We start from the raw sequence: 18,275 nt of genomic DNA, 5'->3' as shown, positions 1-18,275 counted from the left end.
GTCAGGCCACCGAGAGCCGTTGGCGGGTTTCGGCGACGCGGGGAGACCAGGGTGCCAGTTCTTCGGCCCTGGCCAGGGCTTCGCGGGCCGCTGCGTTGTCGTGGCAGGCCATGTGGGCCCGGGCCAGCGTGACGAGGTCGTCGGCGAGGGAGAGCGGGGTGTGGTTGTAGTCCGCCCCCGCCCGGGCGAGGCGGACCGCTGTTTCCGGGTCGCCTTCGATCAGGGCCAGCAGCCCGTTGGTGCCGTTGAGCTCGAACTCCGGGTAGCCGAGCTTGACGGCGTCCTCCAGCGCCTTCTTCGCGGTCGGCAGCAGGGATTCGGCGGGCAGCTGGCCCGCTTCGACCGCTTTGAAGCCGAGACCCGCCAACCCGGCGAGCAGGTAGGACATCTTGCGCTGCGGGATGTCGTCGTTCTCCGAGATGTGCTTCAGCAGCGTCAGCACGCCCGGCGCGTACTCGCCGCGCGCCTCCATGACCGAAACCTGGCACGACATCGTGGCGTTCAGCCCGGGGTAGTTCTCGGTGAGCTCATCGGCGTAGGACTGCGCCTGGTCGATCTTGCCGACCTGCAGCGCTTCGTAAGCGCGGGCGGCCAGTGGCGCGGCCACGAACTCGTCGCGTTCGGTTCCTCCGAGCCGAGGCAGCGAGAAGAGCAGCCAGCCGGTCGAGGTGGTCAGCGGAACTCGTTGCGGCCACAGCTTGTAGAGCATCAGCGGGGTGGCCGCGATGGCAAACCCGCGCCAGAACGCGGAATCGGTCAGCACCCAGCTGCCCGCGACCACGGCGACACCGACCACTGCGGACAACGACCCGGCCAGCCAGCAGCGCAGGATCACCGGCGACTTCCAGGGGCCGATCTGGGCCCGCAGCGTGATCGGCAGTGCGCGCAAGGTGAACTTCACGCGCTTGGGGGTCCAGGACGCGACCTCGCGCATTGCGCCGAAGATCACGTGCCGCACGCGCAGACCGAAGACGACGGCCCCGAGGATCAACCCGAGCTGCGTCGCCATCGGAAGCAGCACCACCCCGACTAGCGCACCGGCCCACGCCGCAGTGGTCCCGGCGACACCGGTGCCCGCGTACGCCTCCACCGCGGCAACGGCGACGGCTCCCACGAACCCGGCGATCATCCACGGGCGGAACATCAGACTCTGCGCTTGCACAAGGACGAAAGCGTACGGGACGCAGCAGTCGCCCATGTCCGCTTTCGGCGAGGACCCCGGTCCCGCGGACGACTTCCGCGATTCCAACGGAAGTCGGGTGATCTCCGTTGAAATCGCGGAAGTCCGCTGGATCAGGCGGTGGTCGTGACCGGGAGGCCCGCGGCCTTCCAGGCGCGGAAGCCGCCGTCGAGGTCCGTTGCCCGGCGCAGGCCCAGGCCCTTCGCCTGGGCTGCGGCGAGGCTGGAGGCGTAGCCCTCGTTGCAGACCAGGACCACCGGGCGGTCCGGGTGCAGGCCGTCGAGGCGGTGACCGCCCGCCGGGTCCAGGCGCCACTCCAGGACGATGCGCTCGACCGTCAGCGCGCCGGGGATCTCGCCCTCGGCGAGGCGGTCGGACTGCGGTCTGATGTCGATGATCAGCCCGCCGTCCTGCTGCAGCGCGAGCGCTTCCTGCGGCGAGACCCGAGTCAGCTTCTCGCGGGCATCGGCCAGCAGGTGGTCGATGCCGAACGGGCCGGGGGTGATGTCCGCGCTTCGTTGCGCGGGGATGGTGGTCATCCGTGCTCCTTCTGCTGCTGGTGTGCGCGCTGCGGCGGGACTGGCGGGACCTCGGAGAGGTCCGAGTAGTAGTGGACCGGCAGCAGCGGCGGTGAATAGGCGTGCACGCTCGCCGAGTTCACCGAGCTGACGTTGCGGACCTGGTGGGCGCGCCCGCTGCCGAACCCGATGCTCGCTCCGACGTCGTGGTGCGAGGTGCGGATCGGGCCGGCCGGGTAGCGGTAGTCCTCCCGGAGCGCGCCGAAGAGCACGGAGAACGAGCCGGACGCTCCACCGTGGTCGTGCGGCGTGGTGCCCTGACCGGGCGCCCACGACAGCAACCACAGCTCGACACCTGAGGTCAGGCCGAGCTTGACCCACCAGCGCTGCTCGTCGTCGACGCGAACGACGTCGAGCAGCGGTCCGGTCAGCTCGGAGGTGACCAGGCTGGTCAGCTCGCGCAGTTCGCGCGGTGTCCACAGCTGGTGGTCGGGGCGGATCAAGTCGCGCAGCAGGGGAAGATCGAGGCCGGGGTGCAGTTCCGCCTCGCCGGGCTCGGGGACTGGTTCGGTCGGGGTGTACTCGGACAGCTGGGCGGTTCGCTGATCGGGCCGGTGCTGCTGCACAGCGCTCATGGCGTGTCTCCAGTTCGTGTCTTGCGGAAAGCACGGCACGACCCGACAGCCCCCGGGCGAGCGGGATGGCTTCGGAGTGGAGTGATTCGTCGAGCCGCGCGAAAGGACCTGGAAAGCGGTTGACCGCTTCAGCAACAGGCGGAGGTGACGACCAGGAACAGGTCGGTCACGCGATCGCGGGTGAGCAACGAATCGGACACGCCAGCGATCGTGGCACGATGACGGCGTTTCGTGCCAGCGCGACCGCAACCTTCCCGAATGCTGGGCGGCGACGTTTGCCGAGCCCTGGACGGGTGTCACCCGGCTGAGCGAGCGCTGGGTGCTCCCGCCCGCAAGCGCTCCGGCCGGGAACGGAACAATGGGGCGCGGAGCGGACCCGCCGAAGGCCTGCGGCGGTCCTGGATCGAAGACGAACCGGGGGCGCCACGCCCAGGCGCTGCGGTCAGTCACAGCGGGGAGGTAGACGTGGACGACCTGGTCATCCGGATGGATGGCGTCGGTGTTCGGCGGGGAGAGACCACGCTGTTGGCCGACGTGAACTGGTCGGTGGAACTCGACGAGCGCTGGGTGGTGCTCGGGCCCAACGGAGCGGGCAAGACGACCCTGCTGAAGATGGCCAGCACCGAGATGTACCCGAGCGAGGGCACTGTGGACGTGCTCGGCGAGCGGCTGGGCAAGACCAACGTCTTCGACCTGCGCCCCCGCATCGGTCTGTGCTCGGCGGCGCTGGCGGCCCGCGTCCCCGGTGACGAGCTGGTCCGCGACGTCGTGGTCAGCGCCGGTTACGCGGTCCTCGGCCGGTGGCGCGAGGAGTACGACGACATGGACACCGACCGCGCCGCGGAGCTGCTCGAACTGCTCGGCGTCGCGCACCTGGCCGACCGCGAGTTCGGCACGCTGTCCGAAGGGGAGCGCAAGCGCGCCACGATCGCGCGCGCCCTCATGACCGACCCCGAGATGCTGCTGCTCGACGAGCCCGCTGCGGGACTCGACCTGGGTGGTCGCGAGGACCTGGTCGCGCGCTTGTCGGCGCTGGCCATGGACCCCGACGCCCCCGCGTCCGTGCTGGTCACGCACCACGTCGAGGAGATCCCGCCCGGGTTCACCCACGGCCTGCTGCTGCGCGACGGCCACATCGTCGCCCAGGGCCTGCTCGAGGACGTGCTCACCGAGGACAACCTGTCGAAGACCTTCGACCAGGACCTCGAGCTGCAGCGCAGCGGAAACCGCTACTTCGCCCGCCGCCGCTGACGGGCCTGTTTCCAGGCTCTTTTTGGGTGGCGGTGCGGGTGGCGGAACCTCAGACGCCGCCTGGCTGCGGGATCCCTTTTTGTGTATGCCAATACGCGGCAAAAGGGCTGTCCTCGCCAGGCGATGCCTGAGAATCTGCACCGCCACGCGAAACGAGAGCTTCGGACGTTGTTCTGAGATCCGTGACACAGCAGTTGTCGGGGTTGGCGCGATAGCCTGCGCGGCGAGTGGCGGTTCGACGAGGAGGTTGCTGCGTGGGCGAGTTCGTCAGGCTTGAGGTGGACGGCGCGATCGGGACGATCCGGTTGGATCGGCCCAAGATGAACGCGTTGAACCGGCAGATCGAGGTCGAGCTGCGGGAAGTCGCGATCGAGGCTGCCGAGCGCGACGACATCCGCGCCGTGATCGTCTACGGCGGGGAGAAGGTCTTCGCCGCGGGCGCGGACATCAAGGAAATGGCCGACATGTCCTACGCGGACATGGCGCGCAAGGAGCAGCGCGGCCTGTCGGACGCGATGAGCCAGGTCGCCGCGATCCCGAAGCCCACCGTCGCCGCGCTCACCGGGTACGCCCTCGGCGGCGGTTTCGAGCTGGCGCTGAGCTGCGACCGGCGCATCGCCGCGGACGACGTCAAGGTCGGCCAGCCGGAGATCCTGCTGGGCGTGATCCCCGGCGCCGGTGGCACGCAGCGGCTGGCGCGGCTGATCGGGCCGAGCAAGGCCAAGGACATCATCTACACCGGCCGGTTCGTCGGCGCGCAGGAAGCGCTGTCGCTGGGCATGGTCGACGAGCTGGTGCCGGCCGCCGAGGTGTACGCGGCGGCGCGGCGCTGGGCCGAGCAGTTCTCCAACGGCGCCGCCCGCGCCCTGGCCGCGGCCAAGGCCGCTGTCGACGGCGGGCTGGACCTGGACCTGGACAACGGTCTGAAGCTGGAGACGCACCTGTTCGCGGGGACGTTCGCCACCGAGGACCAGAAGATCGGCATGCGCTCGTTCATCGAGAACGGTCCGGGCAAGGCGAAGTTCACCGGCAACTGAGCTGAGCGGTTCTCCCGCGCTCGGCGGCGGAACGAGAGGCCGCCGCCGAGCCCTCCGGCCCCGCGCCGCGCGGGGTACGTCTGATCGCACCTGGTGACGCGTTCGCCGTGCGGTGTGAGGGTGGCGAAAACCAGAGGCAGAGCCGACAGTGCCTTCTCTATGCTTGTCCGGAGTATGGGTACGTCTGTGAAATCTCCGCTCGCTGGTCTGCGGGACCGCTTGCCCGAGCTGATGCTGCACGACCAGCGTCGGCTGCGCCGCCGCATCGAGGGGGCGCGCAAGATCCGCGATCCGCAGGCCCTGCAGTCGGTGGTCGACGAGATCACCGCTGATGTCGAGGCCGCGGAGCTGCGCATCGAGAACCGGCGCGCCAACGTGCCCGAGGTCCGCTACCCGGAGCACCTTCCGGTCAGCCAGCGCCGGGACGACCTGATCGCCGCGATCCGCGATCACCAGGTCGTCATCGTCGCTGGTGAGACGGGCTCCGGGAAGACGACCCAGCTGCCCAAGATGTGCCTGGAGCTCGGTCGCGGCGTGCAGGGCATGATCGGGCACACCCAGCCCCGCCGGCTCGCGGCGCGCACCGTCGCCGAGCGGGTGGCCGAGGAACTCGACACCGAGCTCGGCGATGCCATCGGCTACCAGGTGCGGTTCACCGAACGCGCGAGCGAGGACACGCTGGTCAAGCTGATGACCGACGGCATCCTGCTCGCCGAGATCCAGCACGACCGGCTGCTGCGGCGCTACGACACGCTGATCATCGACGAGGCGCACGAGCGCAGCCTCAACATCGACTTCATCCTGGGCTACCTCAAGCAGCTGCTGCCGCGCCGCCCCGACCTGAAGGTGATCATCACCTCGGCCACCATCGATCCGGAGCGCTTCTCGCGGCACTTCGACGACGCACCGGTGGTCGAGGTCTCCGGCCGCACCTACCCGGTCGAGGTCCGCTACCGGCCGCTGGTGGACGACTCGGACGAGTCCGAGGACGTGGTGCGCGACCAGACCCAGGCGATCTGCGAGGCGGTGGACGAGCTCTGCGCCGAGGGCCCAGGCGACATCCTGGTCTTCCTCAGCGGCGAGCGGGAGATCCGGGACGCCGAGGACGCGCTGAAGCAGCAGAAGCTGCGCGACACCGAGATCGTCCCGCTGTACGCGCGGTTGTCGGCCGCCGAGCAGCACCGCGTGTTCCAGCCGCACTCCGGGCGCCGGATCGTGCTGTCCACCAACGTGGCCGAGACGTCGCTGACGGTGCCGGGCATCAAGTACGTCATCGACCCGGGCACCGCGCGCATCTCCCGGTACAGCTTCCGCACGAAGGTGCAGCGGCTGCCGATCGAACCGGTCTCGCAGGCCTCGGCGAACCAGCGCAAGGGGCGTTGCGGCCGGGTCTCCGAGGGCATCTGCGTCCGGCTCTACTCCGAAGAGGACTTCCTGTCCCGTCCGGAGTTCACCGACCCGGAGATCCTGCGCACCCACCTGGCCTCGGTCATCCTGCAGATGACCTCGCTGGGGCTCGGCGAGATCGAGTCCTTCCCGTTCGTGGAGCCGCCGGACCGCAGGCAGATCACCGACGGGATCAACCTGCTGCTGGAACTGGGCGCGCTGGACAACTCGAAGTCCGAGCTGGCCAAGCGGCTCACCCCGGTCGGCCGCAAGCTCGCGCAGCTGCCGATCGACCCGCGGCTGGCCCGGATGGTCGTCGAAGCCGATCGCAACGGCTGCCTGCGCGAGGTGCTGGTCATCGCCGCGGCACTGTCCATTCAGGACCCCCGCGAGCGGCCCACGGACAAGCAGCAGGCGGCCGACCAGAAGCACGCGCGCTTCGTGGACAAGGACGCCGAGTCCGACTTCCTCACCTACCTCAGCATGTGGCGCTACCTGCGCACGCAGCAGAAGGAGCTGTCGTCCAACCAGTTCCGCAAGCTGTGCCGCACGGACTTCCTCAACTACCTGCGCGTGCGCGAGTGGCAGGACCTCTTCGGCCAGCTGCGCCAGATGGTCCGGTCGATGGGCCTGACGCTCAACGACCAGGAGGCCGACCCGGCGCGGATCCACCAGTCGGTGCTCGCCGGCCTGCTCTCGCACATCGGCCTCAAGGACGTCGACAAGAAGTCCGGGCAGGACAAGAAGGGCCCGCCGGGGCGCGGCAGCAACGAGTACCAGGGCGCCCGCAACGCCAAGTTCGCGGTGTTCCCCGGATCCTCGCTGTTCAAGAAGCCACCGCGCTGGGTGATGGCGGCCGAGCTGGTGGAGACCTCCCGGCTGTGGGCGCGCATCGTGGCGAAGGTCGAGCCGGACTGGGTGGAGCAGCTCGCGCAGCACCTGGTCAAGCGCACCTACAGCGAACCGCACTGGGAGAAGGACCGGGCGGCCGTGGTCGCCGCCGAGCGGGTCACCCTCTACGGCGTTCCGCTGGTGGTCGGGCGCAAGGTCAACTACGGGCGCATCGACCCGGAGCTCAGCCGCGAGCTGTTCATCCGCCACGCGCTGGTCGAAGGCGACTGGGACACCCGGCACCAGTTCTTCCACGAGAACCGGGCGCTGCTGGACGAGGTCGAGGACCTGGAGGAGCGCGCGCGGCGGCGCGACATCCTGGTCGACGACGAGACCCTGTTCGAGTTCTACGACCAGCGCGTCGGCGAGGAAGTCGTCTCCGGACGGCACTTCGACTCGTGGTGGAAGAAGATGCGCCGCGAGCAGCCCGACCTGCTCAACTTCGAGAAGTCGATGCTGATCAACCAGCAGTCGGCGGCGGTCAGCGACCAGGACTACCCGGACCTCTGGCCGCAGGGCGGGCTCCGGTTGGCGCTGTCCTACCAGTTCGAGCCAGGTGCCGATGCGGACGGCGTGACCGCGCACATCCCGCTCCCGGTGCTCAACCAGGTCGACCCGAGCGGGTTCGACTGGCAGATCCCGGGACTGCGCGAGGAACTCGTCACCGCGCTGCTGAAGTCGCTGCCGAAGACCTTGCGCCGGAACTTCGTGCCGGCCCCCGACTTCGCCAAGGCGGTGCTGTCCCGGATCGAGCCGTTCGCCGCTCCGCTGCTGGAGAGCCTGCAGCAGGGCCTCAAGCAGATGACCGGCATCGCGGTGCCGGGCACCGAGTGGGACCTGGACAAGGTGCCGGACCACCTGAAGATGACCTTCCGCGTGGTGGACGGCAAGGGCCGCAAGCTCGCCGAGTCCAAGGACCTGGAGGCCCTGAAGCGGAAGCTGAAGCCCAAGCTGCGCGCGGAGATCTCCGCTGCCGCTGCCGCCGACGACATCGAGCAGCGAGGACTGCGCTCCTGGAACTTCGGCAACCTGCCGCGCACCTTCGAGCAGCAGCGCTCCGGTCACCCGGTGAAGGCCTACCCGGCGCTCGTCGACGACGGCGACAGCGTCGCGGTGCGCATGTTCGACACCGAGGAGGAGCAGCGCCGGGCGCTGTGGGACGGCACCCGCCGCCTCCTGCTGCTGAACATCCCCTCGCCGGTGAAGTCCATCCAGCGGGGCATGAGCGGCACCACACGCCTGGTGCTCGGCGGCAGCCGGCACGGCGACCTGAACACCGTGCTGGACGACTGCCTGCGCTGCGCCGTCGACAAGCTGATGGCGGACAACGGCGGCCCGGTCTGGGACGAGGCGGCGTTCAGCGCGCTGCAGGACAAGGTGCGGGCGCAGCTGGGTGCGGTCACCGTCGACGCGATGTCCAAAGTGGAGCAGGTGCTGGTCACCGCGCAGCGGGTCGAGTCCGCGCTCGCGGACCGGGCCAAGGTGTTGCCGGGCGAGTCCTACGCCGACATCCGGGACCAGCTGGACGCGCTGCTGCGGCCCGGCTTCGTGACCACGACCGGGTACGCGCGGCTGTCCGACCTGGTGCGCTACCTGCACGCGATCGAGCAGCGGCTGGACAAGCTGCAGTACCACCCGCAGCGCGACCGGGACTGGATGTACCAGGTCGACGAGGTCGAGCAGCGCTATCGGGATCTGCTGGCCGGGGTGCCGCAGGGCCGCTATCCGAGCGAAGCCCTGCTGCACGTCGGTTGGATGATCGAGGAGCTGCGGGTCAGCCTGTTCGCGCAGTCGCTCGGCACGGCGTTCCCGGTGTCGGTGAAGCGAATCCACCGCGCGATGGACAAGCTGGAGCGCTGATCCGACGAGCGGGAACAGCACGGTGCTCGAAGACATGGGGTTCCTCCGGAATCGGTTTCGGGTGGGCGGGCGCAGCGCGGGAGTGGGTTTCGTGCGTTTCGCGCTGCCCCGAAATCGAGTATCCGGAGTCGAACAGCCGTTTGCATCACTCGACGGAGTGGAAGCCGGGAACTAGTTTGCTGAAAACCGTTCGGGATTAACGGGTTCTGCGTTTCGCAGGCTGGTTTGGTGTGTGGTTAGAACGGTTTTCGCGTCTTCTCATGAAGAGCCTCCGCAGCTTGGGGTTCGGGCGTCCCGAGTCTCCGAGCTGCGGAGGCGGAAGAGCTATCAGACGGGGGAGACGGTCACGCCGAGCGCGCCCGGTCCGGCGTGGGCGCCGAGGATCGCACTGGTCTCCGCCACGGTGGCGCGCCGGATCTGGGGCAGCTTCGAGCGCAGCCCGTCGAGCACCTGGTTGGCGCGGTCGGCGAACTCGAAGTGCTCGACGCCGATGTCGACCGGGGCGTTGCCCGCTCGCTCGACGGCGGTGGTCACCGCCTTCTTCAGCGCGCGATCGATGCCGATCCCCTTGGCGTGCTGGTCGATGATGCCCTCCTTGAGGGCCAGCACCGGCTTGATCGACAGCGTCTGGCCGAGCCACGCTTGCGCCCGGCCGATCCGGCCGCCGCGCTGCAGGTATTCCAGCGTGTCCACGTAGAGCAGCTGCATCGTGCTGCGCAGGCGCCGGTCCAGCACGCCCATGACGCCCTGCGGCGTCGCACCGCCGGCCGCGGCCTCGGCTGCGGCGATCACCGAGTACCCGAGGCTGAGGCCGACCAGCCGGGAGTCGACCACGTAGACCGGGATGCCGATCTCGGCCGCCGCGATGCGGGCCGATTCGCAAGTGCGGGACAGGCCTTCGGAGATGTGCACCGAGATGATCGCCTCGGCGCCGGAGGCCACGGCGTCGCTGTAGTTCCAGTAGAAGGCGGGCGGCGGCGGTTCGGCGGTGGCCACCGGGGTGCCTGCGGCCATCGCCTGGGCCAGCTGGGCGTGCGGTACGCGGCGCTCGTCGTTCTGCTCCTCGCCGACCTTCAGCTCCAGCTGGACGACCGAGATGCCGAGCTGGTCGGCGACGTCGAGCGGGATGGAAGCCGTCGAGTCGGTCACGATGGCGACGCGTTGCCTCATGCGGCCAGGCTACTAAGAGGTAAACATTCTTCATATCTGCCCCGTGGAGACGTTCGCGCCACTCCGCTTCCATCGAGGTCGGGAAAGGTGAGTACCGTCACGTGCGGGGCCTGGTGTGCAGCCGTGCTACCGATGAGTAACATAGCCGGTGGTTGGCATCACTGTGCTTTTCAACCAGGGGCATGGCAAGGTCAACCTACCCGGACCGCACAGCGCCGGGTCCGCAAGCAAAGCCGCTGGAGGGCCAGCGAGCGTCGTCAGTCCGCAGGAGGTCGAAGAGGGCCCATGAACATCGTCGTCCTGGTCAAGCAGGTGCCCGACACGTATTCCGAGCGGAAGCTCACGGATGCGGATCACACGTTGGACCGCGAATCGGCCGATGCGGTTTTGGATGAGATCAACGAGCGCGCCGTGGAGGAAGCGCTGCTGATCAAGGAGGCGCAGGGCGGTGAGGTGACCGTCGTGTGCATGGGCCCGGACCGTGCCACCGACGCGATCCGCAAGGCGCTGTCGATGGGTGCCGACAAGGCGGTGCACCTCTCGGACGAGGCGCTGCACGGCACCGACGCCCCGGCGACCGCTCGAGCGCTGGCGAAGGCGATCGGCACCGTTGAGGGTGTGGATCTGGTGATCGCCGGCAACGAGGCCACCGATGGCCGTGCGGGTGCGGTTCCGGCGATGGTGGCCGAGGTCCTGGGCTGGCCGCAGCTGACCTACGCGCGCAAGGTCGAGACCGACGGTTCCAGCGTGAAGATCGAGCGCGAGACCGACGCGGGCGTCTACAGCATCGAGGCCGCGCTGCCCGCGGTGGTCAGCGTGACGGAGAAGATCAACGAGCCGCGGTACCCGTCGTTCAAGGGCATCATGGCTGCGAAGAAGAAGCCGGTCGCGGTGCTGTCGCTGGCCGACGCCGGTATCGACGCCGCCGAGGTCGGCCTGGCCAACGCCGCGTCGCAGGTCGTCGAGTCCGCTCCGACGCCGCCGAAGTCGGGTGGCGTGAAGGTCACCGACGAGGGCGAGGGCGGCGTGCAGCTGGCCGAGTTCCTGGCCGGCGAGAAGCTGCTCTGAGTCGTTCACGGGTTTTCGAGGAGGCATAGGTTTCATGGCTGAGGTTCTGGTCCTCGTCGACCACGTGGACGGCGAGGTCAAAAAGGTCACCTACGAGCTGCTGACCGCGGCGCGCCGGCTGGGCGAGCCGTCGGCGGTGGTGGTCGGCGAGCCGGGCACTGCGGGCAAGCTGGCCGAGGGCTTGGCGGCCCACGGTGCGGCGAAGGTGTACGCCGCGGAGTCGGCGGAGGCGTCGCAGTACCTGGTGACGCCGCAGGTGGACGTGCTGGCCGCTCTGGTGGGCAGCGCGAGCCCGGCGGCGGTGCTGGTACCGGCGTCGATCGACGGCAAGGAGATCGCCGGTCGGCTGGCGGTGCGCCTGGGTTCGGGTCTGCTGTCGGAGGTCGTGGACCTCGACGCCGACGGCGTGGGTTCGCTGTCGCTGTTCGGCGGCACTTACGACGCGAAGGCCAAGGTCACCAAGGGTGTTCCGGTGATCACGGTGCTGCCGGGCTCGATCGAGGCCGAGGAGGCCGCGGGTGCCGGGGCGGTGGAGCAGGTCGAGGTTCCGGCCGCTAGTGGTGCGAAGATCACGGGTCGTCAGCCGGCCGAGGCCGGGGACCGTCCGGAGCTGACCGAGGCCAGCATCGTGGTCTCCGGTGGCCGTGGTGTCGGTTCGGCGGAGTCGTTCGAGGTTGTGGAGAAGCTCGCCGACAGCCTGGGTGCTGCCGTGGGTGCTTCGCGTGCGGCGGTGGACTCCGGCTACTACCCGCACCAGTTCCAGGTCGGGCAGACCGGTAAGACCGTCTCCCCGCAGCTCTACATCGCCCTCGGTATTTCCGGTGCGATCCAGCACCGCGCGGGCATGCAGACCTCGAAGACGATCGTCGCGGTCAACAAGGACCCCGAGGCGCCGATCTTCGAGATCGCCGACTACGGCGTGGTGGGCGACCTGTTCAAGGTCGCCCCGCAGCTCACGGAGGAAGTCTCCAAGCGCAAGGGCTGATCGCTAAGCCGGAAAAGGCGGGCCGCACCTCGGTGCGACCCGCCTTTTCGCTTGTCAGAGCGCGAGCCCGCCTTTGGTCTTTGTCTTGATGCGCCGCAGGCGCATAGCCCACCCTCGGCGCTTGGCATACATAAAGTCGGGCACCCGGAGTCCAGGCGAGCGCTGAGGTTCCGCCACCCGCACCGCTATGCAAAACGAGAGCTTCAGACGTGCAGTCAGCCGTCGCGGGCTTCGTCTCGGCCTTGGCAGGCGAGGCGGTCGGCTCGTTCGTTCTCGGGGTGGCCTGCGTGGCCCTTCACCCACTCCCACTGGACGTCGCCGTGGCGCGCGCATTCGGCGTCGAGGCGCTGCCACAGGTCGGCGTTCTTGACCGGCTTCTTGGCCGAGGTCATCCAGCCGTTGCGCTTCCAGCCGCGCATCCACTCGGTGATGCCTTTGAGCACGTAGGTGCTGTCGGTGTAGATGCGCACCGAGGGCATCGGGCGGGTCAGGGCGGCGAGGCCCTCGATCACCGCCATGAGCTCCATCTTGTTGTTCGTCGTCGCGGCGTCCTTGCCGTAGAGCTCGCGCTCGTGGTCGCCGTAGCGCAGCACGACGCCCCAGCCGCCCGGGCCGGGGTTCCCACTGCATGCGCCGTCGGTGTAGAGGTCGACGCGCTCGGTCGTTCGCTGCATGTCCCGGAATCTAGCTGCCGGCTGATCGGGAAGAAGAGCCTGCTCACGGAAAACCAGCTGCGCGCGGTGATCGGTTGGTGGCATGCTGTGGTTCCGTGCGGATCTTGTTCACTGCTGCGCCCGGCTACGGGCTGATGTTCCCGATCGTGCCGATGGTCTGGGCCGCCCGGGCTGCCGGGCACGAGGTGCTGGTGGCCACGACCGGCGAGATGGTCGACGCCGGTGCGCGGGCCGGGTTGCCGGTGGTGGACGTGTTCCCGGGGCACGACGTGTGGGCCGAGCTGCTGCGGGCGACCACCTCGCAGGAAACCACGCCCGAGCTCAAGAAGTACCTCGAGGAGCGGGGGCTGACCGAGGCGTTCGAGAAGGCGCCGCGGTCCGGCGGCCCGTTCTGGTTGTTCACCCTGACCATGACCGAGGGCAGCATCGACGCGGGGCGGGCGTTCGGCGCGGACCTCGTCGTGCACACCACCGACCACGCGACCGGCCGGCTGACCGCGGTCGCGCTCGGGGTCCCGGTGCTGGAGGTCGGCAACCGGGTGTCCTGGTCGTCGCGCGACGGGAGTTTCCGCATCGGGCGGAACTTCTACGACGAGGACGACCTGACCGCGGCGCTGCGCGCCCACTTGGCCATCCCGGACGGTGTGCCGGAGGTGATCGCGCGGATCGATCCGCGGCCGCCGAGCATGGGCGGGCTGGTCGAGGACGACGTGGACCAGGTGGACGGCCTGCCGTGGTGGCCGATGCGGTTCGTGCCGTTCAACGGCGGCTCGGCGGTGCCGGAGTGGGCGCTGCAGCGGCCGGAACGGCCACGCATCGGTGTCACGCTCGGCACCGTGGTTCCGGTCATGTCCGGGACCAGCAGCCTGTCCGTGGTGGTCGAGGCGCTCAGCGAGTTCGACGTGGACGTGGTCCTGGCGGCGAAGGAGACCGATCTCGCCGACGTCGGGTCGCTGCCGGACAACGTGCGGGCGGTGGGCTTCCTGCCGCTGTCGGCGTTCCTGCCGACCAGTTCGCTGCTGATCCACCACGGCGGGTCGGGGACCACGGCGGCCGCGCTGCACTACGGCGTGCCGCAGCTGGTGCTGCCCGCTTTCGCGGACAACCCGATGTCCGCTGAGCGGGTCGTGGACCGCGGCGTCGGTCTCTCGCACGATCCGACCACAGTGGACGTCGAGATGGTGCGTGCTGCGGTCCGCAGGCTGCTCGACGAGCCCGCGTTCAGCGATGCGGCGCGCGAGGTGCGCGAGGAGATGGCGACCCAGCCGAGCCCGGCTTCGGTGCTGGAACGGGCTCTGTCCGCCTTCCGCGGGTAGGCCGTTCGGGGCAGTGCTTCCGGCCCGCACCAGGGGTTCACCGAAAGTTCCTGCTCCGTGCCCTCGTCCGGTGTGTTGGGCGTTCGCCGCGCGGCGATACACCTGCGGCATGTCCGAGACGCAGCTGCTGGCCAGCGCCGCACCGAACGCGGCGGCCGACGCCCACTACTCGCTGCTGGTCGCCCGAGACTCCGACGAAGTGCACGCCGCGCAACGCCTGCGGTACCAGGTGTTCGCCGAGGAAATGGGGGCCACGGTCAGCGGTCGGGAATTCGGTCTCGACCGCGACTCCTTCGACGACCACTGCGACCACCTCGTCGTCCGGGAGGACAACTCGGGGGCGGTCGTGGGGACCTACCGGATGCTTCCGCCGGACCGGGCGGCGGAAGCCGGGATGCTCTATTCGGAAACCGAGTTCGACATGTCCGCGCTGGCTCCGCTGCGCTCCTCGCTGGTGGAGACCGGGCGTTCGTGCGTGCACCCGGAGCACCGCAACGGTGCCGTGATCGGCTTGGTGTGGACGGGAATCGCGCGGTACATGCTGCTGCACGGGCACCGGATGCTCGTGGGGTGCGCGTCCGTGCCGCTCGACGACGGTGGCGTGCTGGCTTCGCACGTGTGGAACGCGGTGTCGGAGAAGCACTACGCGCCCGAGGAGTACCGAGTGCACCCGCACCGGCCTTGGGAACCGTTCGCCGTCACCGGCCGCACCGCGCTGCCGCCGCTGCTCAAGGGCTACCTGCGGCTGGGTGCTCAGGTGTGCGGGCGGCCGGCGCACGACCCGGACTTCAACGTCGCCGACTTCTTCGTGCTGCTCGACCTCGACCGCGCGGACCAGCGCTACCTGCGGTTCTTCCTGGGCGATGCGGCATGAACCACCCGTGGATGCCGGTTTCGCCGTGCGGCGACCAGTGCATGCCGCCGCGCGATCGCGTTGCCGAGGTCGGTCCGCTGCAGCTGGTCCTGCGCCTGAGCGGGGTCGTCGTGCTGCTGCTCGGCGGCTGCGTCCTGGTCCTGGTGCTGCCGGTGCTGGGTCCGGCGCGGCACCGGGCGCTGGTGGCGTGGTTCCGGCTTCTGCTGCGAGCCTTGGGGATTCGTCTCGTGCTCGACGGCGGGTTGCCCGCCGGGGGTGCGCTGGTGGTCTGCAACCACGTGTCGTGGCTGGACATCGTCGCGCTGCAGGTGCTGTGCCCGATGCGGATGCTGGCGAAGGTGGAGGTCGGGTCGTGGCCGCTGCTGGGTCCGCTGGCCGGGCGGATCGGCACGGTCTACATCGACCGCGAGCGGCTGTCGGCGCTGCCGACCTCGGTGCGCACCATCGCTGACGAGCTGCGCGCCGGGGCGGTGATCGGCGCTTTCCCGGAGGGCACCACCTGGTGCGGCCGGGCGGTCGGGACGTTCCGGCCCGCGGTCTTCCAGGCCGCGGTCGACGCCGGGGCGCGGATGCAGCCGGTCGCGCTGAGGTTCCGCGACGGGGCGGGGCAGTTCACCACGGCGGCGGCTTTCCTGGGTGAGACGACGCTGGTCAGCTCGCTGCTGACGGTTGCTCGCACGCGCGGTCTGGTGGTCGAGCTGGTCGTGCTTCCCGAACTGCGCGGCACCGATCGCCGGGAGCTGGCCCGACGCGCGCAGGAGGAGATCGCGCTGGCCAGCGGCGCGGTGCACGGGCATCGCGCCGAGCAGTCCCGGCACGACCTCGCCGCCTGACGCTGGTCTGAAGGGGCGGAGTTGCCCGCGACCACTGGACTTGCAGCGCGGTGGAGGTTGCAGGCTGACCGGGTGGCCACTGCCGAGATGTCCCGAAGCGCTCTGTGGAACCCGCGACGCCGCACCTTCACCGCAGGTCTGGTCCTGGTCATCACGCTCGTCGCCTTCGAGGCGATGGGGTTGGGCACGGCGTTGCCCACGATCGTCGCGGAGCTCGACGCGCAGCACTGGTACTCCTGGCCGTTCACCGTCTTCCTCGCTTCGAGCGCGATCGGGACGGTGATCGGTGGGCGCCAGTCCGACCGGCGTGGTCCGGCGTTGCCGCTGCTGGTGGCGCTGCCCACGTTCGCGCTCGGGCTGGTGGTCGCGGGGTTCGCGCACAGCATGCTGGTCCTGCTGGTGGCCCGGGTGCTGCAGGGGCTGGCCGGTGGCGTGCTGATCGTCGCGCTGTACGTGATGATCGCCCGCGTCTTCCCGGAGGAGCACCGGCCGGCCGCGTTCGGTGCGCTGTCCTCGGCGTGGGTGGTGCCCGCGCTGGTCGGTCCGGTGGTGTCGGGCGCGCTGACCGAGCACGCGAGCTGGCGGTGGGTCTTCCTCGGCTTGGCGCCGCTGGTGTGCCTCGGCACGGCGATGCTGGTGCCCACGGCACGGCGGTTCGGCGCGCGCTCTGAAGATCCTCCGGAGCCGCGGCCCGGGTTGCCGTTGGCCGCGGTGGGGGCGGCTGGTGGTGTCGTGGCGCTGAACTGGGCGGTGCAGGATCCGACGCTGATCTCGCTGCTCGTCGGCCTGGCCGGAGTTGTGGCGCTGGTCCCGTCGTTGCGCCTGCTGCTGCCCAAGGGCACCCTGCGCGCCCGGCCGGGAATCCCGCTGATGGTGCTTTCACGCGGATTGCTCGCCGGGCTGTTCTTCACCGCGCAGGCGTTCGTGCCGCTGTCGCTGACGGTGGTGCACCACTACTCGCCGACGGCTGCGGGCGTACCACTGACGGTGGCCTCGATCGGCTGGGCCGCGGGTTCGCTGTGGCAGGGCCGGCAGCGGGAGCTCCGCCGCGAGCGGGTGGTCGCGGTCGGGTTCTCGCTGGTCGGATTCGGTGTCGCCGGGCTGTCGCTGAGCTTGCCCGAATGGGGGCTGCCGTGGCTGGTCTACGCGTGCTGGTTCGTCGCCGGCTGCGGGATGGGCATCGGGATCACCAGCACCTCGGTGCGGGTGCTGGCGCTGTCGGCGGAGGCCGAACGCGGGTTCAACTCGTCCGCGCTGCAGATCTCGGACATGCTCGGCCAGGCCACGCTGGTCGGGTTGGGCGGCGTGGTGGTCGCCGCGCTCGCCACCCCGGCGAGTCCGACCAGGGGTGTCCTGCCGCTGGACCTCGTGCTGCTGGTCGGCGCGGTGCTGGCCGCATTGCCGCTGGTGCGCGCGACTCGCGGCCGGGCGTCCTGACCAGCGCCTTCCGCCCGGTCGGCCTGCATTACCCTGGACGAGCGATGACTTACCTCGACCACGCCGCCACCACACCCATGCGACCGGGGGCGGTCGCTGTGCTCAGCGAGGCGTTGACCCGGATCGGCAACGCCTCGTCGCTGCACACCTCGGGACGCCGGGCGCGGCGTGCGGTCGAGGAATCGCGGGAGGACATCGCCGACGCGTTGGGCGCCCGGCCGTCCGAGGTGCTGTTCACCGCGGGTGGGACCGAGAGCGACAACCTGGCCGTCAAGGGGATCTTCTGGGCTCGCCGGGCCGCTGACCCGGCGCGCCGCCGCATCCTGGCTTCGATGGTGGAGCACCACGCGGTGCTCGACGCCGTCGAGTGGCTCGCCGAGCAGGAGGGCGCCGAGGTCACCTGGCTGAGCGCGGACGCCTGCGGCCGGGTGCGCCCGGAGGTGTTCGAGGCAGCGTTGGCGGAGAACCCGGACGACGTGGCGCTGGCCACGGTCATGTGGGCCAACAACGAGGTGGGCACGGTCAACCCCATCTCGGAGCTGGCCGCGATCGCCAACCGCTACGGGGTGCCGTTGCACACCGACGCGGTGCAGGCCGTCGAGACGCTGCCGGTGGACTTCGCCGCCTCGGGGGCTTCCGCGCTGACCATGACCGGCCACAAGGTCGGTGGGCCTTACGGGGTGGGCGTGCTGCTGCTGGGGCGCGACGTGAAGTGCACGCCGGTGCTGCACGGCGGTGGGCAGGAGCGCGAGGTGCGCTCCGGCACGCTGGACACCCCGGGTGTGCTGGGGCTGGCTGCGGCGGTGCGCGAGGCCGTCGACGCCCGCGAGGCGCACGCGCCGCAGCTGGCGAAGCTGCGCGACGACTTGATCAGCGGTGTTCGCAGCGCGGTTCCGGACGTCGTCCTCAACGGCGACCCCGGCGACGACGTCGTCGCTGGCGGTCCGTCACGGCTGCCCGGCAACGCGCACTTCACCTTCCCCGGCTGCGAGGGCGACAGCCTGCTGATGCTGCTGGACGCCAAGGGCATCGAGTGCTCCACGGGTTCGGCCTGCACCGCCGGGGTTTCCGAGCCCAGCCACGTGCTGCTCGCGATGGGGGCAGACCCCAAGGCCGCGCGGGGGTCGCTGCGCTTCTCGCTGGGGCACACCTCGACGGCG

At 70.0% G+C, this 18,275-nt stretch carries 15 protein-coding genes; 10 read left to right on the top strand and 5 right to left on the bottom strand.

All coding sequences use genetic code 11. From position 1 onward, the window contains the following. Nucleotide 1: 1 nt before the first annotated feature. The 3 genes from ABTZ89_RS11200 to ABTZ89_RS11190 form a co-directional block, all read right to left on the bottom strand. Nucleotides 2–1,144 carry a hypothetical protein gene (locus ABTZ89_RS11200; RefSeq protein WP_351042975.1) on the bottom strand — a complete coding sequence of 381 codons (1,143 nt, stop codon included), beginning with the start codon at nt 1,142–1,144 and terminating at the stop codon, nt 2–4. A gap of 149 nt (nt 1,145–1,293) precedes the next feature. Beyond that, a complete protein-coding gene (locus tag ABTZ89_RS11195) occupies nt 1,294–1,719 on the bottom strand; it encodes a rhodanese-like domain-containing protein (protein ID WP_270951544.1) in 426 nt (141 codons plus the stop codon). Continuing rightward, complete coding sequence (locus ABTZ89_RS11190) at nt 1,716–2,333, bottom strand: cysteine dioxygenase (protein ID WP_351042972.1); 618 nt, start codon at nt 2,331–2,333, stop codon at nt 1,716–1,718. Before ABTZ89_RS11190 ends, ABTZ89_RS11195 begins: the two co-directional genes overlap by 4 nt. Before the next feature lie 486 nt (nt 2,334–2,819). On the opposite strand from ABTZ89_RS11190, the gene ABTZ89_RS11185 reads away from it, so the two are divergent. The 3 genes from ABTZ89_RS11185 (at nt 2,820) to hrpA (ending at nt 8,758) form a co-directional block, all read left to right on the top strand. Further along, nucleotides 2,820–3,584, top strand: coding sequence for an ABC transporter ATP-binding protein (locus ABTZ89_RS11185; RefSeq protein WP_270951554.1), 765 nt, complete (start codon nt 2,820–2,822; stop codon nt 3,582–3,584). Nucleotides 3,585–3,838: 254 nt separating this feature from the next. Next, nucleotides 3,839–4,621 carry an enoyl-CoA hydratase/isomerase family protein gene (locus ABTZ89_RS11180; RefSeq protein ID WP_270951546.1) on the top strand — a complete coding sequence of 261 codons (783 nt, stop codon included), beginning with the start codon at nt 3,839–3,841 and terminating at the stop codon, nt 4,619–4,621. 174 nt (nt 4,622–4,795) lie between these two features. Further along, entirely contained in the window at nt 4,796–8,758 is a 3,963-nt protein-coding gene (gene hrpA / locus ABTZ89_RS11175) for an ATP-dependent RNA helicase HrpA (RefSeq protein WP_351042969.1), read from the top strand. A 327-nt stretch (nt 8,759–9,085) separates the two neighbouring features. Here hrpA and ABTZ89_RS11170 read toward each other — a convergent pair whose 3' ends face one another. After that, nucleotides 9,086–9,928 (bottom strand): DegV family protein, encoded by an 843-nt coding sequence (locus ABTZ89_RS11170; protein WP_351042966.1) that lies wholly within the window; start codon nt 9,926–9,928, stop codon nt 9,086–9,088. 285 nt (nt 9,929–10,213) lie between these two features. Between ABTZ89_RS11170 and ABTZ89_RS11165 the strand changes: the two genes are divergently transcribed. Then, a complete protein-coding gene (locus ABTZ89_RS11165; RefSeq protein WP_351042963.1) occupies nt 10,214–10,996 on the top strand; it encodes an electron transfer flavoprotein subunit beta/FixA family protein in 783 nt (260 codons plus the stop codon). A gap of 34 nt (nt 10,997–11,030) precedes the next feature. After that, a complete protein-coding gene (locus ABTZ89_RS11160; RefSeq protein ID WP_351042961.1) occupies nt 11,031–11,981 on the top strand; it encodes an electron transfer flavoprotein subunit alpha/FixB family protein in 951 nt (316 codons plus the stop codon). Nucleotides 11,982–12,196: 215 nt separating this feature from the next. Here ABTZ89_RS11160 and rnhA read toward each other — a convergent pair whose 3' ends face one another. Further along, the gene (gene rnhA, locus ABTZ89_RS11155) at nt 12,197–12,655 is read right to left on the bottom strand and encodes a ribonuclease HI (protein WP_270951069.1); all 459 of its coding nucleotides are present in this window, start codon (nt 12,653–12,655) and stop codon (nt 12,197–12,199) included. A gap of 95 nt (nt 12,656–12,750) precedes the next feature. On the opposite strand from rnhA, the gene ABTZ89_RS11150 reads away from it, so the two are divergent. From ABTZ89_RS11150 to ABTZ89_RS11130, 5 genes are all read left to right on the top strand, one after another. After that, complete coding sequence (locus tag ABTZ89_RS11150) at nt 12,751–13,971, top strand: glycosyltransferase (protein ID WP_270951071.1); 1,221 nt, start codon at nt 12,751–12,753, stop codon at nt 13,969–13,971. 109 nt (nt 13,972–14,080) lie between these two features. After that, nucleotides 14,081–14,845 (top strand): GNAT family N-acetyltransferase, encoded by a 765-nt coding sequence (locus ABTZ89_RS11145; protein WP_270951072.1) that lies wholly within the window; start codon nt 14,081–14,083, stop codon nt 14,843–14,845. After that, on the top strand, nt 14,842–15,678 hold the full coding sequence (locus ABTZ89_RS11140) for a lysophospholipid acyltransferase family protein (RefSeq protein WP_351042956.1): 837 nt from the start codon (nt 14,842–14,844) through the stop codon (nt 15,676–15,678). The genes ABTZ89_RS11145 and ABTZ89_RS11140 overlap by 4 nt, the downstream gene beginning before the upstream one ends. Before the next feature lie 72 nt (nt 15,679–15,750). Then, nucleotides 15,751–17,115 carry an MFS transporter gene (locus ABTZ89_RS11135; protein WP_351042953.1) on the top strand — a complete coding sequence of 455 codons (1,365 nt, stop codon included), beginning with the start codon at nt 15,751–15,753 and terminating at the stop codon, nt 17,113–17,115. Nucleotides 17,116–17,159: 44 nt separating this feature from the next. After that, a partial coding sequence (locus tag ABTZ89_RS11130; protein WP_351042950.1) for a cysteine desulfurase family protein occupies nt 17,160–18,275 on the top strand: 1,116 nt, incomplete at its 3' end.

Origin of the sequence: Saccharopolyspora sp. NPDC002686, from assembly GCF_040295745.1 — a bacterium.
Classification (GTDB): domain Bacteria; phylum Actinomycetota; class Actinomycetes; order Mycobacteriales; family Pseudonocardiaceae; genus Saccharopolyspora; species Saccharopolyspora oryzae.
The sequence above is the reverse complement of the archived record's forward strand: the minus strand, read 5'-3'. Positions and strand labels throughout refer to the sequence as shown.